We start from the raw sequence: 4899 nt of genomic DNA, 5'->3' as shown, positions 1-4899 counted from the left end.
CGAAGTTTCAAGCCTTCTTGAGTTGCTGGGAAATATGAAGCCGTCGGCCAGTACTTTGGCTCGTCTTCCTGCAAAACTCAGTGAACGGTGGGAGCAGTATCTTGAACCTTTTGAGTATATTTTGGCAGACAACTTTCAGGTTCCAGCCAATGCTGTGACGGTAGCGGCCTCTCTTGATGGTGTAATGCTGCCTATGAAGGACGGAAAGCGTCAGGAAAAACGAGGCAAGCGTACCAGAGGCCCTGCGGGTTGTCAGGAAGCCAGTTGTGGGACGCTGTCGTTTTATGATGATCTGGGTAATCGGCTATCCACCATAAGGATGGGGCGAATGCCCGAGAGCAAAAAGGAGACATTGAAACAGTCCATCAAGAATCACCTGAATAAGGTTCTTGAACAAAAGCCGAGGGCATCCAGCCGTCGAAGTACCACCATGGGCAGGATGACATCGCGGTATTTGCCGTGCACATAGACATCCCGCAGGCAGTCGTCAGCCATTGACCAGATAAAGGAAACCAGTTTGTTATGTACGGTGTGATCCATGGTGAATAACTTTTCAAAGACATAGAAAGGGGAATTTTCGGCCGAATAGTCAGGATTTCTGCTGGCCAGTAATGCGTGATTTCAGACGATTAAATAAAGATACAGGCAGAGGTGAACTGAATTTTTGCTCGAACTTTTCATCCAGCAGTGCGTAGATTCGGTTGGTTTCTTGGGAGATAGCCAGCATCTTCTTGTGGTCGGCATTGAGGACCGGCTTGTCGGTCTGTGCAAAATGATCGCCGGTGAGTTTGGATCTCAGATCACGAACCAGGCACGATGAATCAATATCCAGCTTACGCAGGCTCAACAGCTTGAGGTGGTGTTCTAAACGGGTCAGACCAATCAAGATGTCGATGCAGTCCTTACTTCTTGCCACGCCCTCGGGTAATTCAGACTCCCAATAGCGACGAGCTAGATCTTCAAGGTCTTTCAGCAAGGTCTGAGAATCTTTGATACTCGACTTCAGTTCGGTGCGGTTGGCGAAATAGCGACCATTATGCCGCACGTACCACCAGCCAAGGAGAACGAGAAGAATATTGAACGGGTTTAGGGCAAATTCAAACTTAACAAGTCCAAAAAAATTCAATAGAGACATTATCTGGGTAAGGACAAGCTGGCAATCAATACTCATGCTTTTTTAATGTACTCAATCACACTGTTTTTTACGCTGTCCTGCTCCGTGCGTAAATCCAGTTTTTTCAGCAGTTCTTCACGCGCTATGATTTTTTTGCGAACCAGACCGCCAAAGGCCTCTTCAAGAAAGGAGGAACCGTAGCCCATGGCGTTGTCGAAGTAGATCACAACCTTGTCGTTCTCAGCAACCAGCCTGGCCAGGTGTTGGTCACGAAATTCTTCGCCACTGGCAGGGCCATCAGCGATAAAGCGTCCACCAGGGAATGCGTTAAAATCGATACCGATATCGAATTCAGCAATTTTCTCGCTCATAGTCTTATTCCATTGAAGCGTTTGTAATTTCTTTCGCAGGGATAACCCATCCGATCAGGGTGCCATCCAAAGAGTTTCTGGAGTCAAAACCATCGGCATTCCCATTTGGCTTGTAGATGTACGTTCCCCGGTTGCTTAATACATGCAGCCTACTTCCCGCTATATTATTGAAAGGTTTCTTAAAATCTGCCAAACCTTTCCCTCTGTTCGCCTCTCTGGTGCGAGTGGCTGCGTATTTCATCGCTTCCTCGATGACATCTTTATCTCTAGGGGGCTGGTTACCAAGACTCACCAGGAACTGTTTAAATCGAGCTTTGCTGGTTTTAGGAAATGATACAGGAATACCAACACCTGGATCGCAGACTAAAATATGAATTTTATGTTCCGGATCCTTGGCAATAAGCATCCACCATCTCTTACCCAGCAGGGAGAAGTCCAGACTGGACTCTTCTTGAAGATAGGCATGTTGTGCACAGTTCGTCACGGCCTCCATAATGCCGCCATAGATGTTTGAGATTTCGCTCTTGCTGGGAACCCCAACCGTGATGGACAGGGTTATACAGCAGGCCATTGTGCAGGTGCTGACCCCTTTCTTTGATCCGGGATTCTCACCAAACAGCTTTGGCTACCGACCGGGACGGTCAGCACACGACGGAGTCTGTCAGGTTAAGCAGCTGATCAACAGGGGGCTGCATTACGCCGTTGACGTTGATCTGAGTAAATTCTTTGGCTGGTTTTTGCTCCTGCAAAACCAGACTTCCCACCTTCCATGGCGGTCATACGGTTAATCACGACGTTTTAATGTCGAGGGTCTCCCGTAAGATCAACGACAAACGCCTTCTGAAACTGATTGGTCGCTACCTGCGCTCCGGTGTCATGATTGATGGTAATGTCTACCCGACCAAGGTTGGCATGCCACAGGGTGGGCCTTTATCACCCTTGCTGTCTAATGTGGTCCTCGACGAACTTGACAAGGAGCTTGAATATCGAGGGCATTGCTTCGCAAGGCTCTTTTGTAGGAGAGTGTGATGACTTCGTTATTCTCGTCAAAAGTCAGCGTGCAGGGGATCGGGTGATGCACAGCATTACCCAATTCATTGAACGCAAATTGAAACTGAAGATTAACTCCCGGAAAAGCTCTTTATGATGAGAAGGTTGTGAAAGCAACAGAAAGCGAATTCCTGAGTTTCACCTTCACAGGGAAGAAAGTTCGCTGGGTCCAGAAGTGTCTGGACCGATTCAAATACAGGATACTCAAGTTGACCAGTCGTCGCTGGGGTGTCTCAATGCAACATCGGTTACGCAAATTGGCACAATATATCCGGGGTTGGATGGGCTATTTCCGGTTATCGGAATATTACCGACCAATTCCCCTGCTGGATCAATGGATACGTCGGCGAATCCGTTGCTGCTTTCTGAAGCAATGGCGCAAGCCGAAAACCCGTTTCAATAATCTGGTCAGGTTAGGCGTTGATAAAGTGAACGCCGCCAAGATCGCAGCCAGCAGCAAAGGGTATTACCGTCTGAGTAAAACCTATGCGGTACAACAGGCACTGAATAACAGTTACCTCGCGAAAATTGGGCTTGTTTCATTGAAAGACTTATGGATCAGGTTTCACCATCATCGTTGAACCGCCCGGTGCGGACCCGCATGCCGGGTGCTGTGGGGAGGGCTGGAGAAAGACCAGCCCTTACCCGATTTGAACAAAACTCCCTTAGAGCGGCAAAGGACAAGCGAGAACGGGAGCATGTTTATGAAATATCCGGGCTAAGTTGCAAAATAAGTGCGCACTCTTCATGTTGTGGTCAAACGGGCTTCACCATCGCGGGGCTGCTGAAGTTAACAGGCAGCTCCTACGGCTGGCTTGGCTGAGCCAACTCAGGAATAGTGAGATCTGCAGATATCAGGATATGGTCAGAGGGGTAGTTGGGGTCTCCATCCATCTGATCCTTGAAGCCGTTAAAATTATTTTCAAGCTTACACTGTATCTCTTCGTCACTACGCAAGGTTAAAAAATCTATCTGGGTATTCTTACCCGGTTCTGAAATCAGTTTGCAGGGTTCCTGATCTCTGGGGTTCTGTGGTGGTAAGAAACCGGAGTCAGAAGATATTTTTAAACGGTAAAGATCATCTGGAACCTGACTACTGGTCTGCTCGCAGGTACGATTGGCAAAGCGGTCGTCTTCATTGAAATCTCCACCGGAAACCATGGCAACGACCTTGACGCTGTGTTCAGCTTCAACCTTCTGGACAAATGCCATCTGTTGCTTCAAATGGCTCTCATGCTGTATTACGCCGAGTAGCCTGGAAGCATCCATTTCAGGGCCCCTTGGTGCATCTCGATCAAAACCCACCAAGTGCTCGGACCCAGCAGAAAAGGCAAGATGGGTGCCTTTGAGTTTGAATACACAGGTGGCTACCTTTCTGCCGGTAATCTTGTTGGCAATTTTGTTTTTAATTTCTTCTGAGTCTTCTGGCAGATGGGAATTTTCTTCAACATCCTTTTTGCTCACGGGTAATGAACCTTTGGCGATCACCTCAAGGGCATTTTTCGGATCGCACAGGAATATGGCAGTGCCGTGAAGCAGATCATGGTGCCGTTTTTTTCGTGACTCACTCTGGTGAGGCTCAAACTGGATCAGGCGGTATTCGTATTCCCTGAGAGCTTTTTCCATGGGTTCACGGTCATGGCCGGTCAACTCCTGCATAAGCAGCACATGGGGCTCTTGCGATGATGCAGTTACCCGGTGGCCAGTGACGGTTCGGCCGATACGCTCAGCCATTGGTGGGACATTATTGACAAGCAGATTAAAACATTCCGGGTTGTCCATTTTGAGTGCGAATTGTCTATCAATCTCTGGGGTGGTTTTTCCTTGCTGTTGCAAGTTTTTAATAAATTTTTTTCCTTCAGGACTCAGAAATTTCAATTTATCCGGCTGCTGACAGCCATATTTGAAATCCAGTGGAATGGACAATCTGTTGAGGGTATGAATATGTACATCCATTGGTTTGGACCTCCCTGGGATATTGAACAGTGATAAATTGTAGTTAAGGCAAAGGCAAATTAAATTTTTTGACAGTTACCGGATCGAAAGGTTCCATAAATTTATCAGAACCCGTGGCATACTTTATTGCCCGAAGGACTTGGGTAGAAATGGATCGGGCTGCCCAGGAGGCTGTGCGAGAATAGGCTGCCCTGCTGCGGCGGCAGCAAATTAGTCTAGAAATCCGCTTTTGTTCGGCAAATAGCTCCGCTATTCACCTCACAAAACCGAATTTTTATCCTGAAATAAAGGACACCCAAAAATTTGACTAATCGGCCACACTGTCTATTTTTCTTCTGGAGCCTCTTAAGGGCATTAAGGAAATCTACCCAGCAACCAAAAAAAATGACATGACGACCGCCCGAAAAA

At 47.6% G+C, this 4899-nt stretch carries 8 protein-coding genes and 1 pseudogene; 4 read left to right on the top strand and 5 right to left on the bottom strand.

Features of this window, described 5'->3' with window-relative positions:
* The coding region (locus tag J7438_RS24515) for a hypothetical protein (RefSeq protein WP_209278674.1) at positions 1-469 on the top strand (469 nt) is incomplete at its 5' end.
* Here the strand turns inward: J7438_RS24515 and J7438_RS28025 are convergent.
* The 4 genes and pseudogenes from J7438_RS28025 to J7438_RS24500 all read right to left on the bottom strand — a co-directional run.
* Positions 403-540, bottom strand: a pseudogene (locus J7438_RS28025) (type I restriction-modification system subunit M N-terminal domain-containing protein); the annotation flags it as partial. The gene J7438_RS24515 and the pseudogene J7438_RS28025 overlap by 67 nt on opposite strands.
* Positions 541-589: 49 nt before the next feature.
* Positions 590-1171, bottom strand: coding sequence for a hypothetical protein (locus J7438_RS24510; RefSeq protein WP_209202126.1), 582 nt, complete (start codon positions 1169-1171; stop codon positions 590-592).
* Positions 1168-1485 carry an STAS-like domain-containing protein gene (locus J7438_RS24505; protein ID WP_209202127.1) on the bottom strand — a complete coding sequence of 106 codons (318 nt, stop codon included), beginning with the start codon at positions 1483-1485 and terminating at the stop codon, positions 1168-1170. The genes J7438_RS24510 and J7438_RS24505 overlap by 4 nt, the downstream gene beginning before the upstream one ends.
* A 4-nt stretch (positions 1486-1489) precedes the next feature.
* Complete coding sequence (locus tag J7438_RS24500) at positions 1490-1978, bottom strand: ATP-binding protein (RefSeq protein WP_209278673.1); 489 nt, start codon at positions 1976-1978, stop codon at positions 1490-1492.
* A 13-nt stretch (positions 1979-1991) separates the two neighbouring features.
* Between J7438_RS24500 and J7438_RS24495 the strand changes: the two genes are divergently transcribed.
* The 3 genes from J7438_RS24495 to J7438_RS24485 all read left to right on the top strand — a co-directional run bounded on the left by J7438_RS24495 (position 1992) and on the right by J7438_RS24485 (position 3116).
* Complete coding sequence (locus J7438_RS24495; RefSeq protein ID WP_209278672.1) at positions 1992-2273, top strand: reverse transcriptase domain-containing protein; 282 nt, start codon at positions 1992-1994, stop codon at positions 2271-2273.
* A gap of 13 nt (positions 2274-2286) precedes the next feature.
* Positions 2287-2514, top strand: a complete 228-nt coding sequence (locus J7438_RS24490) for a reverse transcriptase domain-containing protein (RefSeq protein WP_209278671.1) — start codon at positions 2287-2289, stop codon at positions 2512-2514.
* 128 nt (positions 2515-2642) lie between these two features.
* Positions 2643-3116, top strand: a complete 474-nt coding sequence (locus J7438_RS24485; protein WP_209278670.1) for a group II intron maturase-specific domain-containing protein — start codon at positions 2643-2645, stop codon at positions 3114-3116.
* 223 nt (positions 3117-3339) lie between these two features.
* Here the strand turns inward: J7438_RS24485 and J7438_RS24480 are convergent, their stop codons facing one another.
* Positions 3340-4491, bottom strand: coding sequence for a hypothetical protein (locus J7438_RS24480; RefSeq protein WP_209278669.1), 1152 nt, complete (start codon positions 4489-4491; stop codon positions 3340-3342).
* Positions 4492-4899: the final 408 nt, after the last annotated feature.

The sequence above is a fragment of the Thalassotalea sp. G20_0 genome (assembly GCF_017744175.1).
Lineage (GTDB): Bacteria > Pseudomonadota > Gammaproteobacteria > Pseudomonadales > Endozoicomonadaceae > Endozoicomonas.
This window is presented reverse-complemented; position numbering and strand designations above follow the sequence as displayed.